The organism is Gracilibacillus kekensis (assembly GCF_900143085.1).
GTDB lineage: Bacteria > Bacillota > Bacilli > Bacillales > Amphibacillaceae > Gracilibacillus > Gracilibacillus kekensis.
The window spans coordinates 278,569-300,917 of the sequence record NZ_FRCZ01000002.1 but is presented as its reverse complement, the minus strand read 5'-3'; the positions used below and the strand labels follow the sequence as shown (position 1 = coordinate 300,917).

The 22,349-nt window shown below is 37.3% G+C and carries 16 protein-coding genes; 14 read left to right on the top strand and 2 right to left on the bottom strand.

From position 1 onward, the window contains the following. Positions 1 to 36 precede the first annotated feature (36 nt). The 3 genes from BUC25_RS06940 (at position 37) to BUC25_RS06930 (ending at position 4,616) form a co-directional block, all read left to right on the top strand. Positions 37 to 1,455: a murein hydrolase activator EnvC family protein gene (locus tag BUC25_RS06940; protein WP_073201087.1), complete on the top strand. Its 1,419-nt coding sequence runs from the start codon at positions 37 to 39 to the stop codon at positions 1,453 to 1,455. A 147-nt stretch (positions 1,456 to 1,602) separates the two neighbouring features. After that, entirely contained in the window at positions 1,603 to 3,084 is a 1,482-nt protein-coding gene (locus BUC25_RS06935) for a S41 family peptidase (protein ID WP_073201085.1), read from the top strand. A gap of 341 nt (positions 3,085 to 3,425) precedes the next feature. After that, positions 3,426 to 4,616, top strand: a complete 1,191-nt coding sequence (locus BUC25_RS06930) for a PDZ domain-containing protein (protein ID WP_073201083.1) — start codon at positions 3,426 to 3,428, stop codon at positions 4,614 to 4,616. A gap of 1 nt (position 4,617) precedes the next feature. Here BUC25_RS06930 and BUC25_RS06925 read toward each other — a convergent pair whose 3' ends face one another. Further along, the gene (locus BUC25_RS06925) at positions 4,618 to 7,845 is read right to left on the bottom strand and encodes a DEAD/DEAH box helicase (protein ID WP_073201323.1); all 3,228 of its coding nucleotides are present in this window, start codon (positions 7,843 to 7,845) and stop codon (positions 4,618 to 4,620) included. 154 nt (positions 7,846 to 7,999) lie between these two features. Between BUC25_RS06925 and BUC25_RS06920 the strand changes: the two genes are divergently transcribed. The 11 genes from BUC25_RS06920 to BUC25_RS06870 all read left to right on the top strand — a co-directional run bounded on the left by BUC25_RS06920 (position 8,000) and on the right by BUC25_RS06870 (position 21,194). Next, a complete protein-coding gene (locus tag BUC25_RS06920; protein ID WP_073201082.1) occupies positions 8,000 to 9,577 on the top strand; it encodes a peptide chain release factor 3 in 1,578 nt (525 codons plus the stop codon). A 787-nt stretch (positions 9,578 to 10,364) separates the two neighbouring features. Further along, positions 10,365 to 12,350 carry an excinuclease ABC subunit UvrB gene (uvrB, locus tag BUC25_RS06915; protein WP_073201080.1) on the top strand — a complete coding sequence of 662 codons (1,986 nt, stop codon included), beginning with the start codon at positions 10,365 to 10,367 and terminating at the stop codon, positions 12,348 to 12,350. A 5-nt stretch (positions 12,351 to 12,355) separates the two neighbouring features. After that, positions 12,356 to 15,211 (top strand): excinuclease ABC subunit UvrA, encoded by a 2,856-nt coding sequence (gene uvrA / locus BUC25_RS06910; protein WP_073201078.1) that lies wholly within the window; start codon positions 12,356 to 12,358, stop codon positions 15,209 to 15,211. Between the two features lie 440 nt (positions 15,212 to 15,651). Beyond that, complete coding sequence (locus BUC25_RS06905; protein WP_073201076.1) at positions 15,652 to 16,005, top strand: YojF family protein; 354 nt, start codon at positions 15,652 to 15,654, stop codon at positions 16,003 to 16,005. An 18-nt stretch (positions 16,006 to 16,023) separates the two neighbouring features. Next, positions 16,024 to 16,680: a bacillithiol biosynthesis deacetylase BshB2 gene (bshB2, locus tag BUC25_RS06900; protein WP_073201074.1), complete on the top strand. Its 657-nt coding sequence runs from the start codon at positions 16,024 to 16,026 to the stop codon at positions 16,678 to 16,680. 96 nt (positions 16,681 to 16,776) lie between these two features. After that, entirely contained in the window at positions 16,777 to 16,974 is a 198-nt protein-coding gene (locus tag BUC25_RS06895) for a PspC domain-containing protein (protein WP_073201071.1), read from the top strand. 1 nt (position 16,975) lies between these two features. Next, positions 16,976 to 17,317 (top strand): phage holin family protein, encoded by a 342-nt coding sequence (locus BUC25_RS06890; protein WP_073201070.1) that lies wholly within the window; start codon positions 16,976 to 16,978, stop codon positions 17,315 to 17,317. 696 nt (positions 17,318 to 18,013) lie between these two features. Further along, the gene (gene hprK, locus BUC25_RS06885; RefSeq protein ID WP_073201068.1) at positions 18,014 to 18,976 is read left to right on the top strand and encodes an HPr(Ser) kinase/phosphatase; all 963 of its coding nucleotides are present in this window, start codon (positions 18,014 to 18,016) and stop codon (positions 18,974 to 18,976) included. An 81-nt stretch (positions 18,977 to 19,057) separates the two neighbouring features. Next, positions 19,058 to 19,903 carry a prolipoprotein diacylglyceryl transferase gene (gene lgt, locus BUC25_RS06880; protein WP_073201065.1) on the top strand — a complete coding sequence of 282 codons (846 nt, stop codon included), beginning with the start codon at positions 19,058 to 19,060 and terminating at the stop codon, positions 19,901 to 19,903. Positions 19,904 to 20,020: 117 nt separating this feature from the next. Continuing rightward, complete coding sequence (gene ppaX / locus BUC25_RS06875) at positions 20,021 to 20,662, top strand: pyrophosphatase PpaX (RefSeq protein ID WP_073201063.1); 642 nt, start codon at positions 20,021 to 20,023, stop codon at positions 20,660 to 20,662. Between the two features lies 1 nt (position 20,663). Next, positions 20,664 to 21,194 carry an acyltransferase gene (locus BUC25_RS06870; protein WP_073201060.1) on the top strand — a complete coding sequence of 177 codons (531 nt, stop codon included), beginning with the start codon at positions 20,664 to 20,666 and terminating at the stop codon, positions 21,192 to 21,194. Positions 21,195 to 21,419: 225 nt separating this feature from the next. On the opposite strand, the gene BUC25_RS06865 is transcribed toward BUC25_RS06870, so the two are convergent. Next, the gene (locus BUC25_RS06865) at positions 21,420 to 22,331 is read right to left on the bottom strand and encodes a ketopantoate reductase family protein (RefSeq protein WP_073201057.1); all 912 of its coding nucleotides are present in this window, start codon (positions 22,329 to 22,331) and stop codon (positions 21,420 to 21,422) included. Positions 22,332 to 22,349: the final 18 nt, after the last annotated feature.

The window sequence follows — 22,349 nt, the reverse complement described above, 5'->3', positions numbered from 1 at the left end:
TAGAATACGAGAAACGTCTTAGAGAGGGGAAATTACATGAAACGGTTTTATCTAGTGCTTACTTTTGTAATGCTTTCACTTTTTATATCATCCAACTCTGTTTTTGCTGAATCGAAAAGTGAATTGAACGAGAAAATCAATGGTTTAGAGGAAGAAAAAAGTCAAATTGATGAAGAGGCAAATGGGATAAAAAGTAAAGTAAACGAAACTGACGAAAAAATTGCTGAAAATCAAGGAGAACAAAAAGAGACTAAAAATGAAATTGAAGAAATTGATAGTGATTTAGAATCGACTCAAGCTCAATTAAAGGCTAAACAAGATGAAATTGCTACGACAAATAATAAAATAGCAGAGACGGAAGATGAAATTTCCAAAACAGAATCAGAAATTGAGAAATTAAAAGAGGAAATTGAAGAGTTAAAAGAAGAAATAAAACAACTTGAGGAAAAAATCGCTGCAAGGGAAGAACTGTTAAAAAATAGACTTCGTGCGATTCAACAAAATGGTGGTAATACAAGTTACTTAGAAGTCATTTTAGGTGCCCAAAGTTTTGGTGACTTTATCAACCGTGCAACAGCTGTAACAAAAATCATGGATTCAGATAAGAAAATCATGGAAGAACAGCAAAGTGACAAAGAGAAGTTGGAAGAAAGCAAGTTAACTGTAGAAGCAAATAAAAAAGAAGTAGAAGAGAAACAAGTGGCATTGGAAGAAAATAAAGAAGAGTTGGAAGGAACGAAAGCAAGTCTGGTAGCTCAACAACAAGAGTTAAATCAGATTAAATCAACATTAGATCAACAAAAATCGAATAAACAGAGTTTGATGGCTGAGTTGGAAACAGAAGAGGAAGAATTACATGAAATCAAATTGTCAGCACAAGAAGAGCAGCAGTTACTAAATGCTCAAGCTGCGAATATTCAAAAGGCCATAGCACAAGCAGAAAAAGAAAAACAAAAAATTGACCAGTTAGCAAAACAAGAAGCTCAAAAATCTCAAGAACAAGGGTCAAGTTCATCGAGTCAGACCAGTGCATCAAATGGTGGAAACAGGGATTTTATTAAACCAACTACAGGGAGAGTGACTTCCCATTTTAATCCAAACAGATTACACCCCATTTATAATGTAGTAAGACCACATAATGGGACGGATTTTGGTTGGAGAGCATCTGGTGCTTCTAACATCAAGGCATCAGCAAGTGGCGTTGTATCGTATGCAGGCTGGATGGGTGGTTATGGAAATACGATTATGATTACTCACTCCATCAATGGAAAGACATACGCAACATTATATGCGCATCTAAGTAGCATCCATGTTTCTTCTAGTCAATCTGTAAGTCAAGGGCAACAAATTGGTGTCATGGGATCAACAGGAAGTTCTACGGCAAGACACTTACACTTTGAAATTCATGCTGGTGGATATAAAAACCCAGTAAACCCAATGAATTATTTAAATTAATCATCATTCATGGTTAATTGAAAAGAATTGAAAATAAAAGACATCACAAAAAACTTGTGATGTCTTTTTTAAACGTTCATAATATATAATAGAGTAGTTTTTTGAAATGCTAAGTTTGTTTTTCTAATACGTCTATGGGGTGGAGTAATGAATATAAGAAAAAGGTATTTAACGTTAATTTTAATTGTAGCAATTGCGCTAGGGGCAGTTGGTACATATGTAGGCTTATCAGTGTTTGCAGAAGATACAAGCCTAAATAATAGTGGGTTTGCTAATTCGGATCCTGATTTAATAGCGGAATTAGCTGATCAACAAGAGAATATCGAAGAAAACATGGGCAAAATGTCGAAGGTGGTCGATGCTTTTTCAATTATCCAGGAAAACTATGTGGAAGAGGTAGAGGATACACAGCTTATTGAAGGCGCAATTCAAGGCATGTTAGGTTCGCTTGAAGATCCATACAGTGTATACATGGATCAAGAGACAATGAAACAATTTAATGAACAAATTGAATCCTCATTTGAAGGTATAGGTGCAGAAGTGTCTATGAAAGAGGGAAATGTGACGATTGTTGCACCAATTAAAGATTCACCTGCAGAAGAAGCAGGTTTAAAACCTAATGATCAGATACTATCAGTCGATGGTGAAAGTGTAGAGGGATTAGATCTCTATGAAGCCGTCAATAAAATTCGAGGTGAAAAAGGATCAACTGTTGTTCTTGAAGTGAATCGTCCTGGAGTGGAAGATCCATTAGAAGTTGAAATCACCAGAGATTCTATTCCACTCGAAACTGTTTATGCAGACACAAAAGAAAAGAATGGTAAATTAATAGGTGTTATCGAATTGACTTCTTTCTCTGAAAATACAGCGAATGATTTTGAGAAAGAACTAAGTCAATTAGAGGAACAAGGAATCGAAGGTTTGGTGATTGATGTCCGAGGTAATCCTGGTGGTTTACTACCAGAGGTTGAACAAATTCTAAAAAACTTCATTCCAAAAGATACCCCGTATATTCAAATTGAAGATCCTAGTGGGAAGAAAACAAGATATTTTTCTAAGATCGAGAAAGCTAAAGGTTATCCTATCGTGACGCTAATCAACGAAGGTAGTGCTTCCGCTTCTGAGATATTATCAGCAGCACTTAATGAAGCTTTAGATTATGAAATCGTAGGAGAAACCTCATTTGGTAAAGGTACTGTGCAACAAACTGTTTCTATGGGTGATGGCAGTACCATTAAAATTACCCGTTTTAAATGGTTAACACCTGATGGTAACTCGATTCATGAGGTTGGCGTAAAACCAACGATCGAACAAAAAATGCCAGACTATTACTATACGAATCCAGTTCAGGTTGAAGAGCCATTAACATTAGATCAAAGTGATAGTAAAATCGAAAATGTTCAGATTATGCTAGAAGGATTAGGTTATGAACCCGGACGTACGGATGGTTACTTTAATGAGGCAACAAAATCAGCTGTCGAAGCTTTCCAACAAGATCAGGAGACTGAAGTTACAGGCAAAGTCGATGAGAAAACCGCAGAGCTTTTACAAACAGCAATCATTGAAAAAGTCCAAGAAGGTGAAGATGATCTTCAACTTGAAAAAGCGGTTGAAACATTAACAAAATAAAAGAGTAATCCGAACGAGCGATCGTTCGGATTATTTATTGCACTCTAAGCTACAATTAAATAGTAGTAAAAGCAGCAGTAACCACTTGTCTTGTCACTTTTTTATCTTACGAACAGAAATCAGAGAAAAAGCTAAGAAGTGTCTTTCATAATGGAAATGAAGGACAAAAAATCGGAGAAACCACTAAAAGGGTCTTTCAACAAAAAAATTTTATGTCCAAAAGGTTTTATAATATTTTGTAACTAAAATAAAAAAATGGGTAGCCAAATTTCAAATTATTGATCATAATAGAAGTACTATACATATCGTTTGTAATGTTTTGTTGGGAAGGGGTCGACGGAATGGATTGGATGATCGAAATAGGACTAGCATTTGCTCGGATTTTTATGCAACCATTTATTTATTTATTTTTCCTGATTATCTTGATTAGTGGATATCGAAGAATTAAGAAGGACCGTAAAAGCTTTGGGTCCAAGGTATATCCTTATTTTTATGAGACAAAAAATACCTGGTCTATCGCTATTGTTATTGGTTTACTTTTATCCGGTTTGTCGATCGCATTCGGTTTTATGGTGTCGATTCATTTTAGTTTATTAGTAGGACTAATTATTTTTGTAATTGCGATAACAAATCGATTTAGTTGGCTTTCTGCGGGGGATGTATTAGCGATTTCTGCTGCAGTGATGTATTTCATCAATGTCTATGGAGAAGGATATATTCAGATGAGCTGGATTAACAGTTTAGATGTTACTGATCTATTCTATATTCCTTTTCTTGTCGTGATATTTTTGTTAGCGGAAACGTGGTACTTAGCAAGAGTGGATGGTTCTGATACATTTCCTGAATTGGTTAAAAGTAATCGCGGAAAGAATCTAGGTCAGCATCGAATTAAAAAATTGACGATTATCCCTTTTGTAGCATTATTCCCTGCAGGGGTAATTGAACCATATGCGGATTGGTGGCCAATATTTGAAATTGGAGAAACCTCTTTTGGTTTAATCGTAATTCCTTACTTGTTTGGTTTTGAATATATAACAAAATCGATGTTACCTCAAACTGCATCGAACTGGTTGGCAAAACGGATCGCATTATTAGCTTTGGTTGTTTTGACTTTAGCTATAGGTGGTTTCTTTGTTCCAATATTAACGGTGATTGCGTTAGCAACTGGATTTCTAGGCAAAGAAATCATTCAGTATTTTTATCGTACGCTTGAACTTAAAAACCCTGCTTATTTTCAGCCAGCAAGCAAAGGTTTATTAGTGCTTGGTACATTGCCAAATACGCCAGCTGTCGATTTAGGTTTAATTCCAGGTGAGCGAATCATTAAAGTAAATGATAGAGTTGTCGAAAATGAGCAACAATATTATCAGGCAATAAATGAAAATCGCGCATTTTGTAAACTAGCGATTAAAGATTTAAATGGAGAGACTCGTTTTGCACAAAGAGCATTGTACGAAGGTGAACACCATAAGCTGGGGATCTTATTTGTTAGTGAAATAGAATCATATACACAATTAAAACAAGAGAGCTGAATCAGCTCTCTTGTTTTTCATTAAATTGCAATAACTCGCGAATTTCATCTTCTGATAATTTGGATAATAGAGTTTCCCCTGGTTGAATGATTTGATCTACTAACTCACGTTTCTTTTGTTGAAGTTGATAAATTTTCTCTTCAATCGTTCCCTCTGTAATGAAGCGGATGACCTGTACTACTTTTTTCTGGCCGATTCGGTGAGCACGGCCTGCAGCTTGTTCTTCTACAGCTGGATTCCACCATAAGTCATACAATATAACAGTATCGGCTCCTGTTAAGTTGAGGCCTGTTCCGCCAGCTTTTAAGGAGATTAAGAAAAAGCCGCGTTCCCCTTCATTAAAAGCTTCAACCATTTTCATACGTTGTTCAGATGGAGTCGATCCATCTAAATAGAAGACCTGGTGACCACTATCTTCCAGTGACTTACGAATAATTTGCAGCATACTGGAAAATTGAGAAAAGATGAGCGTTCGTTTCCCGTTTGCTTCCAATTCACTGGTTAATTGCATTAATTGATCTAATTTTCCTGAAGCACCGCTGTAATTTTCTAAAAACAAGCTTGGGTGACAACAGATCTGTCTTAATCGAGTCAGTCCTGCTAAGATCTGCAATTTACCTCGGTCAAATCCTTTTGATTCAATGGTCTCGTCTAACTCATTTTGAATCCGTTGTAAATAACCGATATATACTTCTTTTTGTTGATTGGTTAATTCGGAGTATTGTACCGACTCAATTTTATCCGGCAGTTCCTCTAATACATCCTTTTTGACACGACGTAATATAAAAGGGCGTGTTATTTTAGAAATATAATGGGCATCAAGGTTGCTAAACGCTTTTTTACTTCCAAATAAACCAGGTGATATCGTATAAAAAATCGACCATAACTCATCCAGAGCATTTTCGATTGGAGTCCCGCTTAAAGCGAAGAATTGTTTCGCTTTAAGTGAACGAACTGCTTTTGCTGTCAGAGTTAAGTGATTTTTAATCGCCTGTGCTTCGTCTAACACGATACAATCAAACAAATAATCTTCGTACAAGTCTTGATCTTTGCGTAATGTCGGATAGGACGTAATTAATATATTAGCATCATTATGTTGTTCTAAAAGAGCTTTTCGTTGTTGCTTTGGTCCGATAATCACACCTGTTGTCAACGTAGGTGAGAATTTTTCGATTTCTTTTTTCCAGTTGTACAAAAGGGATGCAGGTGCAATCACAAGTGCTTGATAATGGTCTTTTTTTTCATTCGCTTCCGACAACATATAACTAATCGTTTGCAATGTTTTTCCTAACCCCATATCATCTGCTAAAATACCACCTAAATGATAATGGGATAAAGCCTTCATCCATTGAAAACCGGTCACCTGGTAATCACGCATGTCAGCATCTAAATGATCCGGCAGTTCAAATTGTAATTGTTCCGGATGCTTTAATTGTTCCAACATTTTTTGAAACGAATCACTATAACGGTAATCCGTTTTATTTAAAGCTTCTTCTACTTGAAAACTACGGGCCGCTGGAATCGAGATTTTTCCATCTTCCATTTGTTTTTTAGATAATTGTAAGTTCTTCTGTAACGATTGAAAGGAAGAAAAGTCATCTGATTCTAAATTGATCAGTGCGCCATTCGGAATCCGATAGAAACGCCTTTTTTCGACTAATGCCTGCAAAATATTTGAAACGTCTTCTGTTGAAATCCCATCCATGTCGAATTGGATATCAAGCATCCCTTCTGACGGGCGATAATCGACACTTGATTGTAAACTAATTTGGTCGATGCCTTCTAGCATTTGTTTGACATTTCGTGATAAATAAACCGTTGTAATTGACTCGAGTTGATAGACACCTTCGTGAATAAAAGAATAAATCGCATCATCATTAAATAAATAGAAGGCTTGGTTGATTTCAATAAAGGCCTCATCACGTAGCATTTGCAGAACTTGTTGTTCTTTATTTGTTTCCCGCTTTACGATAGAATCACCTGAACCACTCTCTGTAAAAGGAGTGAAGATCGAGTCACCGTAATGGTATTCGACATCTGCCTTTAGGGTGCCATCGATTTCCTCAACAAATACTTTCGCCTTTAAAGGAGCGGTATTCATTTGATTTTCCATCCGCTCCGTCATTTGTAGTGTGCCGACTTGTTCGAATTGGGGCATTACATTTTTTACAAAAACATCCATTTCATCTGGTGAAATAAATTGCTTTTTCTTATTTTGAAATGGCATAATTCGGAATAATTTTTCAAGGATTTGTTTTTGTTGATAGCTTACTTTATAGAAGTGATTGTCGTGAATCACATAACGATAGCTCTCCAAAAAATAATAGTCAGAGAGATCGGTCATTTCTAAGCTGTAACTTTTTTGCTGCTGATAATCTAATTGAAATTGTAGCTGATCGGTCATTTCACTAACGAATATCGATTTATATTCTTTTTGTGACTCCTGTTTGAAAATATATTCCATTTCGACCAATTGATCTAACAGTTGATCTATTAAACTTGGCGGTATATAGATACTTCGGGGTTGGTCTAATTTTAATACATAACTATTTCCGAATAATCGTTCCTGTTCATAACAGGTTAAAAGCATCTCAATCATTGTTTGATCCTTTGATGTAAAGTAATGAATGCTTGGGTAAAATGTGAAACTTTGGTTAACCTTATAGGATTCTCCACTATTTAAAGCTTTTAGAAATCCCCGAATGTCTCTTATTACATAGGGGCGTTTATCTCCAATTTTCAGCTCAAAAGTAAGCACATATTGTGAATTTCTATTAGCTTTTGTCAAAGTCAGCATATATTCCGTGACTACTACTTGAGGCGTTGCCGCATGTTCCTTTTTATCACGAAACGTATGTAATAACTGTTTGGCAAACAGATCGGTATCTTGAACAGGTGTAGACTGTGCATTACGATCCACCGCAAACCTTTTGCGATTGGATTGTGCATCCTGAGTAATCGCCAAAAGAACAGCAGCCACATGTTTGCACGTATCGTGCGTGGCAAAGGCAGGGCAATTACACGTGGTATCGACCATCATTTCGTCTGTGAAAAATATTCTCACTGTATAGATTTTGCTTCCCTTAACAAGACCACGCCATGAATTGTTTTCAGGATTATAAGATAAGCCATATACTTTTCCGTTTTTGTAATAGCTGTATCCTCGTGTATAAAAACGATCACCAGTCAGTTGGCGAATTGATTCTTCTGTCATTTGTATTTGTTGCAAATTGATCCCATCCTTATTAAAAGAATCCATCATTATATTATAGCAGATTTCCAAATTCATGCCATCCTATTGTCTTTTTTTATTTTCAGTCCGTTTGATTAGTGTTAAAATAGGATAGGTTAAAAGGTACGCATATGAGAAAGTAGGTTATAAAATGGGACTACAGGATGAAGTGCAAAAAAGAAAAACATTTGCCATTATCTCACACCCTGATGCAGGGAAAACAACAATGACGGAAAAGCTTTTGTTATTTGGTAATTTAATTCGTTCAGCAGGTACGGTAAAAGGGAAAAAATCAGGAAAATTTGCCACATCGGATTGGATGGAGATTGAAAAACAACGTGGAATCTCTGTTACTTCCAGTGTGATGAATTTTGATTATATGGGTCATAAAGTCAATATTCTCGATACACCTGGCCACGAAGATTTTAGTGAAGATACCTATCGAACATTAACAGCTGTTGACAGTGTGGTTATGATTATTGATGCAACAAAAGGGATTGAAGCACAAACGATTAAGTTATTCAAAGTATGTAAAATGCGTGGTATCCCGATTTTTACATTTATTAATAAATTGGACCGGGAAGGCCGTGAGCCGCTTGATTTATTAGATCAAATTGAAGAGGTTTTAAATATTGAAACATATCCCATCAACTGGCCAGTAGGTATGGGAAAACGCTTCTTAGGAATTCTTGATCGTTATCATGATCAATTTATTAAATATAACGGTAATGAAGAAGAAAGTTATATTCCGATGAGTGAGATTGATCACGATGAGGTGTCCCAGCAACCGACTTTTCAGGAAACGGTGGAAGAATTAGAGTTATTGGATGAAGCAGGGGATCAATTTTCACTTGATCGCGTGTTGGAAGGTGAACAAACACCGGTCTTCTTTGGTAGTGCCTTAGCACCATTCGGTGTACAGTCATTCTTCGACACATTTATCAAAATGGCACCAGCCCCTGGTCCAAGAAGAACCACAGAAGAAGTTATCAGTCCAGATTATCCTGACTTTTCTGGATTTATTTTTAAAATACAAGCGAACATGAATCCACAACACCGTGATCGTATCGCATTTTTACGAGTATGCTCAGGAAAGTTCGAACGAGGCATGAATGTCAAACTTGCACGCACAGGGAAAACAATCCGGTTAGGGCAAACCCAACAATTTGTCGCTTCTTCCCGCGACACAGTTGAAGAAGCATTTGCTGGTGAAATAATTGGGGTATATGATCCCGGTTCCTACCGAATTGGTGACACACTAGTGGATGGTAAACAGACGTTTGAATATGACGAATTGCCACAATTTCCGCCAGAAATGTTTCAGCGCGTAACTGCTAAGAATGTTATGAAAGCTAAGCAATTTAGAAAAGGAATTGAGCAACTTGTACAAGAAGGTGCGATTCAATTATTCCGTGGTTATCCAACCGATTCAATGATTATTGGAGCAGTCGGGCAATTACAGTACGAAGTTTTTCAACATCGAATGAAAAACGAATATAATGTTGAAGTATTACTTGAATCAATAGGTGACAGAATTCCACGCTGGCTCAAAAAGGAACAGGTTGATCCAAAGCTATTTGATGAGCGTAATCTTTTAGTAAAAGACCGTGACGGCGAATTTCTTGTATTATTCAAAAATGACTTTGCCTTAAGATGGTTTATCGACAAACACCCTGAAGTTGATTTAATTGATTTATTTGAAGTAAACCAATATGATCAAACCACATAAGGAAAATATCTAAAAAAATATATATTTATAAAAATCCAAACGACCAAATCGTTTGGATTTTCTGCGTATTTGGAAGCTACTGCTTAACAAGCTGTGTGGTAATTTTGAAATTGTTTTAACTGATTTACATCCGCTTCGGCTGCCCACTTCCCTTTCCGTGGGGTTTTCCCTTCAGCTAACTTTTTCAAGCAAAGATCACTTGAAAAAGTGGATCTTCAGGTAAAACGTTCCCACAGGAGTGAAAGTGGGCGGCCTACGCTAATATAAGAATTCTACAACTATTGTGACAGGTAGCATTTTTAGCTGTTACTTTAACAATTCATTTTTTACATAATAGAAATAGCATAATGCTTCCTCATGCTAGCGTTGTAGAATCCAAATTAGCTTAGGCGTCCGCTTCCACTCCTACGGGATATTTTTATCCGAATATCCACTTTGGTAAGCGGTTTTTGCTTACCAAAGTTAGCTGAGAAGAAAAAAACGTGGAAAGGGAAGCGGACAAGCCGTAGCGGTTTCTAAGCACACACACTATGTCAAAATTACCACATCATTTATTACGCAGTATCCTCATATTAAGTAAAAAGCATATTTCTTCATTTGGGTTTGCGGATAAGCATAATAACTATTTCTCAGCCTCTTTCTAATTAATTACATCATATCTTTTTAACATCCTGACCGCTTTGGTTATAATGAAGAAAGAGTTAAGAAATCAAAAAACGAATATTTGTTCGCTTTTTTATAAAATATAGTGTATACTATTTCTAGCAAAAAGAACGGAGGAATTGATTTGGAACAACAAACCTTTTCTTTACAGGCACCATATCAACCCCAAGGTGATCAACCTGGCGCGATTAAAGAATTAGTTACGGGTGTCAAACAAAACAAACGCCACCAGACTCTACTTGGCGCAACAGGTACAGGGAAGACATTTACGATTTCCAATGTGGTGACAGAAATCAACAAACCAACATTAGTTATCGCTCACAATAAAACGTTGGCCGGTCAGCTTTATAGTGAATTCAAAGAGTTTTTTCCGAATAACGCTGTCGAATATTTTGTTAGTTATTATGACTACTATCAACCAGAGGCATATGTACCATCAACAGATACATTTATTGAAAAGGATGCCAGTGTCAATGATGAGATTGATAAGCTACGTCACTCAGCGACCTCATCCCTTTTTGAACGAAATGATGTCTTAATAGTAGCGAGTGTCTCATGTATTTATGGTTTAGGTTCACCTGAAGAATACCGAAATCAAGTCCTGTCTTTACGAGTCGGTATGGAGAAAGATCGTGACCAATTACTACGAGGACTTGTCGATATTCAATATGCACGGAATGACATTGATTTTCAGCGTGGAACATTCCGAGTTCGCGGGGATTCGGTGGAGATTATTCCAGCATCCCGTGAGGAACATTGTCTGCGTGTTGAATTTTTTGGTGATGAAATCGATCGGATACGTGAGGTGGACGCATTAACAGGTGAAATAATCGGTGACCGTGAGCATATTGCTATTTTCCCAGCATCTCACTTCGTCACTGGTGAAGAAAAATTAAAAAAAGCAATGGTTAATATCAAAGAAGAATTAAACGAACAACTAGCAAAATTTCGTGAAGAAGATAAATTATTGGAAGCACAACGTCTTGAGCAAAGAACCAATTATGATCTCGAGATGATGGAAGAAATGGGCTTCTGCTCAGGCATTGAAAATTATTCACGTCATTTAACGTTACGTGAACCAGGTTCAACGCCGTATACGTTAATCGATTACTTTCCAGAGGATTCATTAATTGTAATTGATGAATCCCATGTTACCTTACCGCAAATTCGTGGTATGTATAATGGAGACCAGGCTCGTAAACAAGTATTAGTTGATCATGGATTTCGTTTACCATCAGCGTTAGATAATCGCCCGTTAACCTTTGATGAATTTGATAAAAAGGCGAACCAACTTATCTTTGTATCAGCTACACCTGGTCCGTATGAATTAGAACATACACCATACATGACAGAACAAATCATTCGGCCGACTGGTTTATTAGATCCCGTTGTCGATGTTCGACCAATCGATGGTCAGGTCGATGATCTGATCGGTGAAATTAATAAACGGGTCGATCGTAATGAACGGGTGCTAGTGACAACTTTGACTAAAAAAATGTCGGAAGATTTGACCGATTATTTAAAAGAAGTTGGTTTAAAAGTTGCCTATTTACACTCGGAAATTAAAACGTTGGAACGAATTGAAGTTATTCGTGATTTACGGGTTGGAAAATACGATGTAATTGTCGGTATTAACCTTTTACGAGAAGGATTGGATATTCCAGAAGTATCGCTTGTTACGATTTTAGATGCGGATAAAGAAGGCTTCTTACGATCTGAACGATCCTTAATTCAGACAATGGGGCGTGCTGCCCGTAACGAAAAAGGTATGGTTATCATGTATGCGGATAAAATGACGGATTCCATGAAAAAGGCGATCGATGAAACGTATCGACGTCGTGAAAAACAACAAGCATATAACGAAAAACATGGTATTACTCCTACAACGATTAACAAAAAAGTACGAGACGTCATCCGTGCCACAATCGCAGCGGAAGATGAAGAGAAATACGAAGGCACAGCAAAAAAAGTCAAAGAAATGACCAAAAAAGAAAAACAAGCATTAATCGAGAAAATGGAAGCCGAAATGAAACAAGCGGCTCGCGACCTCGACTTCGAACGAGCAGCAGAGCTTCGTGATGCTGTATTAGAATTGAAAGCAGAAGGGTGAATGTAATGGCTAGAAAAAGCATTTCAATAAAAGGTGCACGCGCACATAATTTAAAAAATCTATCAATTGACATTCCAAAAGACAAGCTAGTCGTACTAACTGGTTTATCTGGTTCTGGTAAATCCTCATTAGCCTTTGATACGATATATGCAGAAGGTCAAAGACGATATGTCGAATCATTGTCTGCTTATGCTCGTCAGTTTTTAGGACAAATGGATAAACCGGATGTTGATTCAATTGAAGGTTTATCACCAGCAATTTCGATTGATCAAAAAACAACCAGTCGAAATCCGCGGTCAACTGTCGGGACTGTAACTGAAATTTATGATTACATGCGTTTACTTTTTGCCAGAATCGGACATCCGATATGTCCAATTCATGGTGAAGAAATTACTTCACAGACGGTAGAGCAAATGGTCGATCGTATCCTTGCTTACCCAGAACGTACGAAATTACAAATACTTGCACCTGTTGTATCAGGGCGAAAAGGCACACATGTAAAAGTATTAGAAGACTTACAAAAAGAAGGATATATTCGTCTGCGTATTGATAGTGAGATGCGTGAGATAAGCGATGATATCCAGTTAGATAAAAATAAAAAACATTCGATCGAAGTAGTTATTGACCGAATTGTCGTAAAAGAAGGCATCGCAGGACGTCTTTCTGATTCATTGGAAACTGCATTAAAACTGGGTGACGGTAAAGTAATTGTCGACATTATCGATGATGAAGAGTTATTATTTAGCGAAAATCATGCTTGTCCGATTTGTGGATTTTCGATTGATGAATTGGAACCAAGATTATTTTCTTTTAATAGTCCATGGGGAGCTTGTCAGACCTGTGATGGTTTAGGTTCACAATTAAAAGTAGATGTAGACCTTGTGATCCCAAATAAGGAGTTAACCTTAAATCAAGGTGCTATCGTGCCATGGGAACCAATCAGTTCACAGTATTACCCGCAATTATTAAAGAGTGTATGTAAACATTTCAAGATCGATATGGATGTACCAGTTAAGAAGCTCACTAAGAAACAATTAGATAAAATTTTGCATGGTAGTGGAAAAGAAAAGATTGAATTCAATTATGAAAATGAATACGGTATGAGACGTGAAACCTCGATATTCTTTGAAGGGGTATTAAATAATATTGCTCGTCGATATCGAGAAACATCGTCCGATTTTATTCGTGAGCAGATGGAAAAATATATGGCGAACACAGCTTGTCCAAGCTGTAACGGCTATCGGTTGAAGGAAGAGGCATTAGCAATAAAAGTGAACGATCTGCATATTGGTCAAGTAACCGAAATGTCTGTTACGGAAGCAAATAACTTTTTTGCTACTCTTTCATTATCTGAAAAAGAAAAACAAATCGCCGCCATGATTGTCCGAGAACTGGATGATCGCTTAAGCTTTCTGCAAAATGTAGGTTTAGATTATTTAACTTTATCACGCTCAGCAGGTTCCCTGTCTGGTGGAGAGGCACAGCGAATTCGACTGGCAACTCAAATTGGCTCCGCTCTAACAGGTGTGTTATATGTGTTGGATGAACCATCGATTGGTCTTCATCAGCGTGATAATGATCGTTTAATTCAAACGTTAGAAAGAATGCGTGATTTAGGTAATACGCTGATTGTCGTCGAGCATGATGAAGATACGATGCTTGCGGCCGATTATTTAATCGATATCGGACCTGGCGCTGGTGAACATGGCGGTGAAATTATCGCCCAAGGTACACCGAATCAAGTGAAAAAGAAGAAAAAATCATTAACCGGACAATATCTGTCAGGTGAGAAATTCATTTCAGTTCCAGCAAGGCGCCATGAAAACGATGGGCGCTATCTTGAAATTATTGGTGCAGAAGAAAACAATTTAAAAAATGTCGATGTAAAAATTCCTATCGGTATTTATACGGCTGTCACCGGTGTGTCAGGATCAGGGAAAAGTAGTTTAATTAATGAGATTTTGCATAAGAGTCTGGCAGCAAACCTGCACCGGGCGAAACAAAAGCCTGGTAAGCATAAAGAAATGAAAGGAATCGAACATCTAGAAAAGGTAATCGATATTAATCAATCACCAATTGGCAGAACACCTAGATCGAATCCGGCCACATATACTGGAATGTTCGATGATATTCGTGATGTTTTTGCCCAAACTAATGAAGCAAAAATTCGCGGTTACAAAAAAGGTCGCTTTAGTTTTAATGTCAAGGGTGGACGCTGTGAAGCCTGTCGTGGTGACGGTATTATCAAAATCGAAATGCACTTTTTACCTGACGTTTATGTACCATGTGAAGTATGTGACGGAAAACGATACAATCGTGAAACATTAGAAGTGAAATATAAAGGTAAAAATATTGCGGATGTATTAGATATGACAATCGAAGAAGCATTAAAATTCTTCGAAAATATTCCGAAGATTAAACGTAAAGTAGAAACGGTTTATGATGTAGGATTGGGATATGTTCGACTAGGCCAACCTGCCACTACATTGTCTGGTGGGGAAGCCCAGCGTGTAAAATTGGCTAGTGAACTTCATCGTCGTTCCAATGGTAAATCCCTTTATATATTAGACGAGCCAACGACCGGCTTGCATATTGATGATATTTCCAGATTGCTAGTTGTGATTCAAAGGTTAGTTGATAACGGTGATACCGTAATCATCATCGAACACAACTTAGACGTTATCAAAGCCTCTGATTACATTATCGATCTCGGTCCAGAAGGTGGCGATGGTGGAGGGACGATCGTTGCAACAGGTACACCAGAAGAAGTAGCTGAAGTTGAAGAATCTCATACAGGAAGATACCTTAAACCAATTCTGGAAAGAGATAAAAAACGAATGGAAGCTAAAATAAATAATTAATTTAGCCAGTGGGAGTAGTGATAAAAGGACAGCCTTCAATATTAGAGGGCAGTCCCTTTTTTAGTGGGTCATAAAATTTTCGAAGTTGCCAGTAATACTATCAGAGTTGCCAGTAATTCCGAGAAGTTGCCAGTAATACTATCAGAGTTGCCAGTAATTCCGAGAAGTTGCCAGTAATACTATCAGAGTTGCCAGTAATTCCGAGAAGTTGCCAGTAATACTATCAGAGTTGCCAGTAATTTCGAGAAGTTAACAGTAATACTCTCAGAGTTGCCAGTAAATCCAAGAATTTGACAGTAATGCCCTCGAAGTTGCCAGTATTATAAGAGTAGTCAGTACGTAATTTTTAAAAGAAGGGAAATTTCAATCTGTATAACAAGAACTATTGATCATACTGTGCTAAAATAAATTATGAAAGTAGGAAGAGGAGGCATCCCACTATGGAACCAATTGAAATAAATCATTTGCAAAAATTGATCGACCAACATGCCAATAAAGATGTATACGTACACTTGGAGACAACCAATGGGGCGTATGCGAGTCATTTTAATCAAGATGCGTATAATGTTGGTGCATTTATTAGAAATGCTAAGGTAAGTTACCAACGAGGTAAAGTCGTAGGTGCTGGAACAACATATCGTGTGGGTCTTAAGTTAGATATTGGCTGGATTTATGCTGAAGGTGTTAACCAGTATGAAGTAGATGAAAATAATAAATTATTAATGGCAGGCCATGACCGTGAAGGACGTTTGATGGTTGCCTTGCAAATAAGTGAAACACCATTTAATTATTAATGTGAAGGAGGAATTATAGTGTCTGAGCATGTTGTAGTAATATATCCACACCCAGATGATGAAGCGTTTGGAGCATCTGGAACGATCACAACCTTTCGCGAACAAGGGATTCCAGTTACATATTTATGCGGAACATTAGGTGAGATGGGCCGTAATATGGGCAATCCAACTTTTGCAACCAGAGAAACATTGCCGGAAATCAGAAAATCTGAATTGATCAAAGCATGTGAAGTGATGGATGTAGAATTAGAAATGTTAGGGTATCGTGATAAAACTCTTGAATTCGAGTCAACGGAAGAGGTAGCTGACCATATTTTTACCTATCTAGATAAAATAAAGCCGTCATTGGTGATTACACATTACCCAGGACACGCGGTCCATCCAGATCATGATGCATTTGGAGCTGCTGCAATCAGAGCCGTTGAGAAATTCCCTGTAGATCAACGTCCAGTTGTTTGGGCTCAAGCAATCAGCAGAACCCATGTAGAGGAAATTGGTGAACCAGACATTCAAAAAGATGTAGGTTCTGTCTTTCATAAAAAGTTTGAAACGATAATGGCGCATAAATCACAAGCAGATGGAATGCTGGCAAAAATGAAGCAGGAAGAAGAAGATATGGAAGAAGCTGCTAAACAGTGGTTAGGGGTAGAATCTTTCTATACTTGGAAATTTTAAGACATGACAAATGAAATTTAAACATAGAATGATATCAGAGGTTTATCCTTATCACTTTGTGGAAAAGTATAGAATGGAGTGTAAAGGAGGATAAACATGTCAAAACAATTGTATCGTTCGAATTCAAACCAAATGGTTGCTGGTGTGTTAGGTGGTATAGCAGAAACGACAAATTTAGATGCCACCATCCTGCGTTTAATCTTCATCATTTTGTTAATATTCACTGCAGGATTTCCACTTTTTATACTGTATATAGCAGCTGCTATTATCATACCGAGAAGAGGGGTCGAGTAAAATGCGTTGGATATTATCGCTTGTTTTTAATGCTTTAGCATTAATGCTGATTGATTATCTATTTGAAGGATTTATGATAGATGGATTTGTTGTAGCGTTGATTGCTGCCGTGATACTTGCCGTTTTAAATGTAATAGTTAAACCGATCTTAGTTCTTTTGACATTACCTGTCACCATATTAACTTTAGGTTTGTTTTTATTTGTGATAAACGCTGTGACCCTGTGGCTTACACAATTGTTACTAGGAGACAATTTTACAATTGAAGGTTTCGGACCAGCAATCATTGCAGCCATCCTATTCTCGATCATGAATTTAATTATCAACAAAATAATTAAAGACTAGAGGTTCCGAAAAACGAATATCTTAATTTTAAATATCCAAACGATTCGAAAGCTCACACTCGAATCGTTTGGATTTTATGCGTAGTAGGAAGATACCGCGAAATAGCAGAATTGGTAATTATGAGATTTTATATGTCCTTTGCAACTGCTTCGGCTTGCCCGTTTTCCTTTCCGCGGGTTTTTACCATAAGCTAACTTTTTAAGCAAAATTCGCTTAAAAAGTGGATTTCAGGGTAAAAACTTCCCGCAGGAGTGAAAACAAACGCCTTCGCTTTAAATGGATACTACAACTGTGGTCACAGCTATCATTTTGACCTTTCTATAGTATTTCATCTACATTATGCGATATTGTCATTATTTAAACTCTTGCCTCTATTGTAGCACTATAACTAGCGTAGGCGTTCGCTTCAACTCCCATGGAAAGGGAAGCGAACAAGCCGAAGTGGTTGTTACGCACAAATTTACTGTCAAATTACTACATCATTTAGTGCACAGTTTCCTTCTATTGCGTAAGTATCAATATCGCACTGTTCGTGTTTTAAGCTAAGAACACTATTTATGTTCCACCGTCTCTCCCATTTAAAATAGCGTGAAATGATGATTTTTTTTGGACAAATCTGTACTATCTCTTAAAAAAAGTGCTACAATAGTTACATCATGGAGATAAAAAGATGTGATGTGAATAGGGGGCTAAGTAATGGCAAAAGTGCGTACACAAGATTTGTTGGATCGTTTTAAGTTAGAATTAATCGCAGGTTCAGAAGGTGTGCATCGGGAAATATTTATGAGCGAAGTTTCACGTCCGGGTATCGAACTAACTGGTTATTTTAAATATTATCCGAAAGACCGATTACAGCTGTTAGGGAAAACAGAATTATCCTATTTCTCTGAGTTATCTAAAGAAGAAAAACAAGATCGTTCCTATCGACTTTGTACAGATATAACACCGGGAATTGTAGTGACAAGAGATATGGAAATACCAGAAGAACTTGTTGAAGCATGCGAGATGTCGGGTGTTCCATTAATGCGTTCACCGTATAAAACAACACGAGTAATAAGCCGTATTACCAATTTCCTTGAAGCAAAATTTGCACCTTTTACTGCGGTTCATGGTGTATTAGTAGATATCTATGGTATCGGTGTGCTGATCACAGGACAAAGTGGTGTAGGTAAAAGTGAGACAGCCTTAGAGTTAGTAAAAAGAGGGCACCGTCTAGTAGCAGATGATAGTGTTGAAATTCGTCAAGAGGATTATGATCGTCTTATTGGATCTTCACCACCACTAATTGAACACCTATTAGAAATTCGTGGACTTGGGATCATCAATGTGATGACATTGTTTGGTGCCGGATCTGTTCGTTCCCATAAACGTATCTCGCTTGTGATTAATCTCGAGACATGGGATCAAAAGAAACAGTACGATCGTCTAGGCCTAGAAGAAGAGACAATGAAAATTATTGATGTAAAAATACCGAAAGCAACGCTTCCTGTTCGACCTGGTCGTAACCTAGCTGTTATTATAGAGGTGGCTGCCATGAATTTTCGTTTGAAACGAATGGGAGTTAATGCAGCAGAAGAATTTTCTCAACGACTATCAAAGATGATACAAAACGGCGAACATGAGGAGTCAGAATTCGAAACAGATTTAGATATGGATTAATTATGTTGCTAACGGTCTTTAAAACCTTTCAACTAAAAAAAAGACGCTAACAACCTGATAAGAGAATGGAGGAGATTGAATTTGTCGTGTGAAGCTCCTGCACTTGATCCTGTATTCCTGCAACTTGGTCCCTTACCGATCTATTGGTATGGGGTGATTATAGCTACTGGTGCCTTTTTAGCATTATGGGTTGCAACCAGGGAAGCAGATCGTTTAGGTGTAAAAAAGGATTATATTGTTGATCTAGTAGTATTTGCAATTCCAATAGCTATCTTGTCAGCTCGAATATACTATGTTGTCTTTGAATGGGATCGTTATGTTGGTGAACCATGGTGGAAAGTTTTCGCGGTTTGGGAAGGCGGCATTGCGATTCACGGTGCGTTAATTGGATCGGTTATTACGGCCATTGTCTTTACAAGAGTGAAAAAGCTATCTTTTTGGCAAATTGCTGATATCGCTGCGCCAAGTATTATCTTAGGACAAGCGATTGGACGCTGGGGTAATTTCATGAACCAAGAAGCACATGGTGGCCCGATTTCACAATCTACATATGAAAGTTTTCATCAATACTTACCAGATTTTATTATGAATCAGATGTGTATTGAAGGCACGATGTATCACCCTACCTTTTTGTATGAATCGATTTGGAATATTGCAGGATTTATTTTATTATTAGTATTGCGCAAATACCCACTTCGTCGTGGAGAAATGTTCTTAACTTATGTCATATGGTATTCTATTGGTCGCTATTTTATTGAGGGTATGAGAACGGATAGCCTTTATATCGTTGGCGAATTAAGAACAGCACAATTTATATCCATCCTGCTTATTGTCGGTGCTGTTATTTTGATTATTTACCGTCGCAAAAAAGGTTTAACTACACATACGTATCAAGGGAAGAAAATTAGACAACATAAGAAAAAATAAAAATAAGAGCTTTTGCTTAGAAGCAAAAGCTCGTTTCTCGTAATAAACTAAAACGTCTGCACTATTTAATAGAGGAGTCGAACACCGCGTTTTTTGAATATTTTGGAGGTTATGAATTTGAAAGTAGAAACAATATTATTTGATTTAGACGGAACATTGATTGACACCAATGAATTAATTATCGCTTCCTTTACACATACAGTAGAGAAGTATGGGGATCGTCCATATACGAGAGAAGAGATTCTTGATTTTATTGGTCCGCCATTAATTGACAGTTTAAAAAAAGTCAACGCTGAAAAAGTAGAAGATATGATGACAACCTATCGAGAGCATAATTATGCGAACCACGAAAAATATGTCGAGGCTTATCCTACGGTGGTTGAAACCATTAAAACGTTAAAAAATGCAGGATTTCAATTAGGAATCGTTACAACAAAGCTATCTGATACAGCTAAATTAGGATTAAAAATTACCGGGATGGATCAGTTATTTGATGTACTGATTGGACTTGATGATGTTGAAAATGCAAAGCCACACCCGGAGCCTATTCTTAAAGCGATAGATGAACTGCATGCCAATCCAATGACAACAATGATGGTCGGCGATAATTACCATGACATTGAAGCAGGACATAATGCCGGTGTACAGACAGCAGGAGTAGCTTGGACGATTAAAGGTAGAAAAATTTTGGAAGATCATGATCCAGATTATATGCTAGAGGAAATGAGTGACCTATTAAAAATTGTTGGAGTGGAATAATATGCGGAAAACGAAACGTTATCGCGTTAAAGGTGCAAACAGTTTATGGCATATATATATAACGGTACCTTTTTTGAAAGTAGTAAAAAACTTTTTTATTATACAATTAGCTAGATACACTCCTTTTTTAAAGCTGAAAAATAGTATGTATCGCAACTTTCTAAAAATGGAAGTGGGCCAACAAACAGCATTCGCACTGATGGTTATGTTAGACATCATGTTTCCTGAGAAGATTTTTGTTGGAAAAAATACCGTTATAGGCTATAACACCACTATTTTAGCGCATGAATATTTAATCGAAGAATACCGATTAGGTGAAGTAATCATAGGTGACGAAGTGATGATTGGTGCCAATAGTACGGTTTTACCAGGAGTGACTATTGGCAATCAGGCAATTGTCGCGGCAGGGACGGTAGTACATAAAGATGTCGAAGCCGGTACTTTTGTAGCTGGTAACCCAATGCGTGTCATTTATACAAAAGAACAAATGCAAGAACGGAAAAAAAATGACACATTCTTATCAAATGTTTAATACAACGCGTTCGTATAGACGTTATTAAAACATGTGAAAAGTTCTTCTTCACGGGATATGGACCTCTCTTGACGGGATATCCTTTGCGCTTAACGGGATAATTGGTTCGCTTGGCGGGATAAGTTGATTTATCCCGTGAAGAGACCAATATATCCCGTTAAGACAATCAATTATCCCGTCTAAAATCTAAAGTTCGCTGTTTGTGTAGTTGAGGGTGCACTGATTTTAGCTTGTTTTCACTTTAATGATGCCGTAGATTGTTTCTAAATAAGGCACATCCAATTGATGTTTCTTCGCTAAATTAATTGCAGCGCCTTGCAGGTGATCCACTTCAATATTCAATCCTTTGCGATAATCCTGATGCATCGAGGAAGTAGCGTCAGCTGGCAAGTTATTCAACGTTTGCCAAGCTTTATCTAAATGTTGATCCCCGAGTACTACACCCTCATGTTTCGCAATAATTTGCATTTCTTTTAATAAATGATCAATGATTGACTTAGTTGCTTCCTGCTTTAGAAGTGAACCTATTTCAAGGTTGCTTACGGTGGTTATTCCCGAAAAAGCGGTAATAAACATATACTTATACCAAATATCCATTAAAATTTCATGACTATACGAACTAGCCATCTTAGCATCCTCTGACAAAACAGCTAGTTTCTCGCAAACTTCTTGTTGGTTCTCTAGTAATGCACCAAAACGAATCTCATGAATTTTGCTCGTATGTACTACATGTCCAAATTCATCCAATGTGGCAATAATATTCGCTAAACCGCCTAATACTTTATCTTTTCCAAAATGATCGAATAAAATGGAGTAATGTTGAAATCCATTTAGAATAGGCAGAATATACGTATTTTCATCAATCATCTGGCTGACGGTGTCTATAATGCCATTTAAATGGTACCCTTTTACAGCTATAACAATAATATCGGCAGCATTTGCGCTAGCTGGATCTGTTACAAGATCCGGACTTTCAATGAGATCATTACCGTGAACACTATTGATTTTCAGACCATACTTTTTCAGCTGGGCCGCTCTTTTTTCTCTTACAATGAATTGCACATTTGCTCCCGCTTTTATCCATCTTGCTCCAAAATAACTACCAAGAGCACCTGCGCCAATGATCGCAATATTCATATCGAATTCCTCCTTGAA

Coding starts and splice junctions, on each gene's coding strand:
- BUC25_RS06940 (WP_073201087.1), top strand. CDS start 37: ATGAAACGGTTTTATCTAGTGCTTACTTTTGTAATGCTTTCACTTTTT.
- BUC25_RS06935 (WP_073201085.1), top strand. CDS start 1,603: ATGAATATAAGAAAAAGGTATTTAACGTTAATTTTAATTGTAGCAATT.
- BUC25_RS06930 (WP_073201083.1), top strand. CDS start 3,426: ATGGATTGGATGATCGAAATAGGACTAGCATTTGCTCGGATTTTTATG.
- BUC25_RS06920 (WP_073201082.1), top strand. CDS start 8,000: ATGGGACTACAGGATGAAGTGCAAAAAAGAAAAACATTTGCCATTATC.
- uvrA (WP_073201078.1), top strand. CDS start 12,356: ATGGCTAGAAAAAGCATTTCAATAAAAGGTGCACGCGCACATAATTTA.
- BUC25_RS06905 (WP_073201076.1), top strand. CDS start 15,652: ATGGAACCAATTGAAATAAATCATTTGCAAAAATTGATCGACCAACAT.
- BUC25_RS06895 (WP_073201071.1), top strand. CDS start 16,777: ATGTCAAAACAATTGTATCGTTCGAATTCAAACCAAATGGTTGCTGGT.
- BUC25_RS06890 (WP_073201070.1), top strand. CDS start 16,976: ATGCGTTGGATATTATCGCTTGTTTTTAATGCTTTAGCATTAATGCTG.
- hprK (WP_073201068.1), top strand. CDS start 18,014: ATGGCAAAAGTGCGTACACAAGATTTGTTGGATCGTTTTAAGTTAGAA.
- BUC25_RS06870 (WP_073201060.1), top strand. CDS start 20,664: ATGCGGAAAACGAAACGTTATCGCGTTAAAGGTGCAAACAGTTTATGG.
- BUC25_RS06865 (WP_073201057.1), bottom strand. CDS start 22,331: ATGAATATTGCGATCATTGGCGCAGGTGCTCTTGGTAGTTATTTTGGA.